This window comes from Brevibacillus sp. B_LB10_24, from assembly GCF_046036945.1.
GTDB lineage: Bacteria > Bacillota > Bacilli > Brevibacillales > Brevibacillaceae > Brevibacillus_C.
This window is the reverse complement of the sequence record NZ_JBJQOQ010000068.1, coordinates 1-3746: the sequence shown is the minus strand read 5'-3', so window position 1 is coordinate 3746 and position 3746 is coordinate 1. Positions and strand designations below refer to the sequence as shown.

At 51.4% G+C, this 3746-nt stretch carries 4 protein-coding genes and 1 pseudogene; 3 read left to right on the top strand and 2 right to left on the bottom strand.

What is annotated here, in order from left to right; translation table 11 throughout:
* Nucleotides 1–89: 89 nt before the first annotated feature.
* Nucleotides 90–1130, top strand: a complete 1041-nt coding sequence (locus ACI7RC_RS27590) for an LLM class flavin-dependent oxidoreductase (RefSeq protein WP_408111360.1) — start codon at nt 90–92, stop codon at nt 1128–1130.
* A 34-nt stretch (nt 1131–1164) separates the two neighbouring features.
* On the opposite strand, the gene ACI7RC_RS27585 is transcribed toward ACI7RC_RS27590, so the two are convergent.
* A complete protein-coding gene (locus tag ACI7RC_RS27585; RefSeq protein WP_408111359.1) occupies nt 1165–2355 on the bottom strand; it encodes an MFS transporter in 1191 nt (396 codons plus the stop codon).
* 212 nt (nt 2356–2567) lie between these two features.
* Here ACI7RC_RS27585 and ACI7RC_RS27580 point away from each other — a divergent pair, with 212 nt between their 5' ends.
* Nucleotides 2568–2924 carry a winged helix-turn-helix transcriptional regulator gene (locus tag ACI7RC_RS27580; RefSeq protein WP_408111358.1) on the top strand — a complete coding sequence of 119 codons (357 nt, stop codon included), beginning with the start codon at nt 2568–2570 and terminating at the stop codon, nt 2922–2924.
* Nucleotides 2925–3087: 163 nt separating this feature from the next.
* A pseudogene (locus ACI7RC_RS27575) lies at nt 3088–3234 on the top strand (IS3 family transposase); the annotation flags it as partial.
* 149 nt (nt 3235–3383) lie between these two features.
* Here ACI7RC_RS27575 and ACI7RC_RS27570 read toward each other — a convergent pair.
* Nucleotides 3384–3746, bottom strand: a 363-nt coding sequence (locus ACI7RC_RS27570; protein WP_408111357.1) for an SRPBCC family protein, incomplete at its 5' end; no start/stop codon positions are given.

Here is a 3746-nt window from a genome sequence, read left to right as displayed (position 1 = left end):
GCCCCGACTTCAACTCGCGTTAGCGAGTAAGTTGGGGAGGTTCACTCAAGCCTACAATTGAGACATGGTCAACGATGGAGGGGACAACGTTGAGTGCAGAAAATAGGCCCAACATCAAACTGGGCATACTGGATCAGGTATACGTCAGTGAAGGACGCAGCGCCACAGACGCGCTGCAGGAATCGACCCGCCTCGCCCAAGCGGTGGAGGAGATGGGTTACTCCCGATTCTGGGTGTCCGAGCACCATTCCATGCCGGCGCTCGCTTTTTCCAGCCCGGAGGTGCTGATTCCGCATTTGGCGGCAGCTACTTCCCGGATTCGCGTCGGTTCCGGCGGCATCATGCTCCCGCATTACAGCGCGTACAAAGTAGCTGAGAATTTTCGCCTGCTCGAAGCGCTCCATCCCGGACGCATCGACCTGGGCCTCGGGCGCGCCCCGGGCGGCATGCCGCTGGCGACGAGAGCACTGCAGCAGGACAAGTACGTCGATGTGAACAAATACCCCGATCAGGTGCGCGATCTGATCGGCTACCTTTACAATGCGCTGCCGGAGGGCCACCCGTTTGAAAGGCTGCTTGCCGCTCCGGCCATTTCGACGGCGCCCGAGATCTGGCTGCTCGGCTCCAGCGGCGAGAGCGCGAGAATCGCGGCAGAGCTTGGCACCTCGTACGCATTCGCAGAGTTCTTCGGCACACCAGGCGGCCAGGAGGCGACGCGGTACTATCTCGACCGCTTCAAGCCAAACGGGCTGCTGGAAGACCATCCGCGCTCGATGATTGCCGTACTGGCCATCTGTGCAGAGACGGAAGAAGAAGCGAACCGGCTGGCGAAGAGCAGCGACTTGTTGTTCCTCGGCATCCGCACCGGCATGGAAATGCCGTACCTGCCTTCCGTCCAGACGGCTATCGATTATCCGTACACCCAGATGGACCTGCTCGTGATTCAGCAGCTTCGCCAGCGGCGCATCATCGGCACGCCGGCCCAGGTGAAGGAGCAGCTGCTTCAGATGGGCGCGGACTACAGTGTTGGCGAAATCTTGATCAATACTCCGATACACGACCAAAAAGCGCGGATTCGGTCTTATGAACTGATCGCGGAGGCGTTCGGGATGAACGAGGCATCGGCATAACGTCAACAAAAAAACGGCAGAAATGCCGTTTTTTTCATGCGGAATTCTCATATCTCCTGCTTGGCAGCCCTGCTGCAGCGCTTTTTTCCTGCCTAAAACTGATCATGCCTGCAGCTATGCCAAACAGAAGGATGGCGGCTGCCAACCATGGATGGTAGCGGAGCGTTGAAGCGGTGTTCACCATGAATCCCCCCGCTCCTGCTCCTGCCGCCAATCCCAAATGGATAATCGAAGTGTTCAGACTCAGCACGAGATTGGACGACTGAGGCGCTTGCTGTATAAAGTAGCTTTGGATGGCCGGACCAGCAGCGAACATGGACAACACGATGAAGGCAATCGCAATGAATCCGATGAATGCCGTATTGGAAAACAACGGGAGCAGGGCGAGCGCTGCCGTATGCACGAACAGGCTAACGGTGATGATGCGGGCAGCACCCCACCGATCGACGCCGTAACCGCCCAAACGCGAGCCGATCGCGCCAAAAATGCCGAATACAAGCATGATGAGACTAATCTTTGACGCATTAATGTGAAGGACGTCTTGCATAAACGGCGTGAGAAAAGTGAAGAGTACGGAATTTCCCGATTCCCGGAAAAAAGTCAGGAACAAACCGCTTGTAATTGCAATGCTCCCCAGCACTTTCCATTGTTGTCGAAAGGAAACCGGTTGGTCTCCAGCGATTTCCGGTAGAAGGCGGAAGAGGGCAAACAGAACCAACAAGCCGAATAAGCCGAGCAGGACGAAAATCGCTTGCCAATGGAGCCAGTTGGTCACCGCTATCCCGAACGGCACCCCGAGGATCATGGCGCTGCTAAAACCGAGCACGATTGTTGCAATCGCACTGCCCAGTTTCTCGGCAGGCACTAATTTCGCAGCCGCGCCAAAGGCTGTGACCAGATAGACACCGCTGCTCACCCCCAATATCACGCGAGACAACAGTAAAGTGTAGATATTCGTGCTCATAAAAGAAATCAAGGACCCCAGCAGGAAAAATATCAGCGAGCCGATCAACAGTTTCCTGCGTCCCATGCGGGAAGTAAGTGATACGATGATTGGGGTAGCGACGGCAAAAGCAAGCGAATAGGCTGTGATCAATTGTCCCGCGAGGGCGAGAGAAATGTGCAAGTCTTCAGCAATGTAGTTGAGAATACCCGAGACGACCAACTCGGATGTAGCCGTCAGAAATACCCCTAATGCCAGTACATATATCGTGATTCGATTCATTTAGACCATCCCTCTCTGTTATCTGGAAGTGCGTCCGAATCAGGTACATGGCTAGCACATGGCTGTTCGGCAAATGGCTTTGCTTTGGTTTGTGAGAGATCTCTTTGTTGTATTATAGTTAAGTAACGAATATTATGTAAGTAGACAAAGTAAATGGATATTATCCAAATAAATTGACTAACTAACATAAAGTAAGTAATGGGGTGGAACGAGTGGAACCACAAAGGGAAGAAGGCCAGGGTTTCTCCAACATCTGTTCAGTATTGCAAATACTCGGCGCAAAGTGGTCATTCCTGGTGATGGCGGAACTGTCCAAGGGGCCGAGACGGTTTCAACAGCTCCATCGGGATGTAGCCATTATCAAGACGCAATCCTTGACGAATACGCTTAGGCACCTGGAGGAAAACGGGATCGTCCGGCGGGAAGTATTTCCTACTGTGCCGGTTTCGGTTGAATACTCGCTGACGGAAAAAGGGAAGGATTTTCAGGCTGCTTTGAGGGAGATGGAGAGATGGGCCGAGAGGTGGAGGGATGGGGGGAAACACGGTTCGGAAAAGGAGGGAGGGTAGTTTTCATGGGGCATTAGATGTACTGGGAGTCCAAGCTGGTCAAATAACTACCAAAAAATGGAATGCGGGAATACGCCTACTTAAAAAAGTTGAATGCCTTAGTTTTAAGCAAGGAAAAATTACAAAGCAAGACAAAGCGAAAGTAATCTTTGAACTAAGGCTTGGCACATTAAAGTCCGAGTTCTTATACACGCAGGAATTTGAGAGTATTGAACAATTTAAGGCAGAATTAGATCAATATTTCATGTACTACAATCACAAGCGGATGAAAGCAAAACTAAAGGGCATGAGCCCGGTACAGTACCGGCTCACGCCCAAGAAGCCGCCTAATAATATAGCGTCTAACTTTTGGGGGTCACATCACCTTCGGGTGTGGTTTTCTGTTTATTATGGTGGAAGCGGGGCTCCATAGAGAAGAAAGAGGTTGATCTTTGGATTAGCCTCTTTCTTCATCCTTGTTCAGAACTTCCTATCCTGATACGGGAGTCCAGCACCGTCTTCACAGTAGGTTTTTAGACTATACAAGAACATCGCCCAATTATAGTTACAGAAACGATAAAAGTTGGTGATTTCCCTCCAATTCGTATGACGCAAAATGACGTCAGTTTTGCCGTGTTTCTCGTTCAATTCAAAGGATAGTGTAGTACCAACCCATTCCGGGTCTGATTCCGTACATAACCACTCAATTCTTTTAGGAGGGGTTAGGTCCACAATCTGCATCTTCGTCAAATCGTCGTCACCGAAGTGAAATTCATTGATCGCTCCGACCTGCTCGTAGCTTTTAAGCCCCGAAATTGGATTTGAGTCATACCCCCTTATCTT

Excerpts from the sequence above, each read along its gene's own strand:
- ACI7RC_RS27585 (WP_408111359.1), bottom strand. The coding sequence starts at position 2,355 with ATGAATCGAATCACGATATATGTACTGGCATTAGGGGTATTTCTGACG.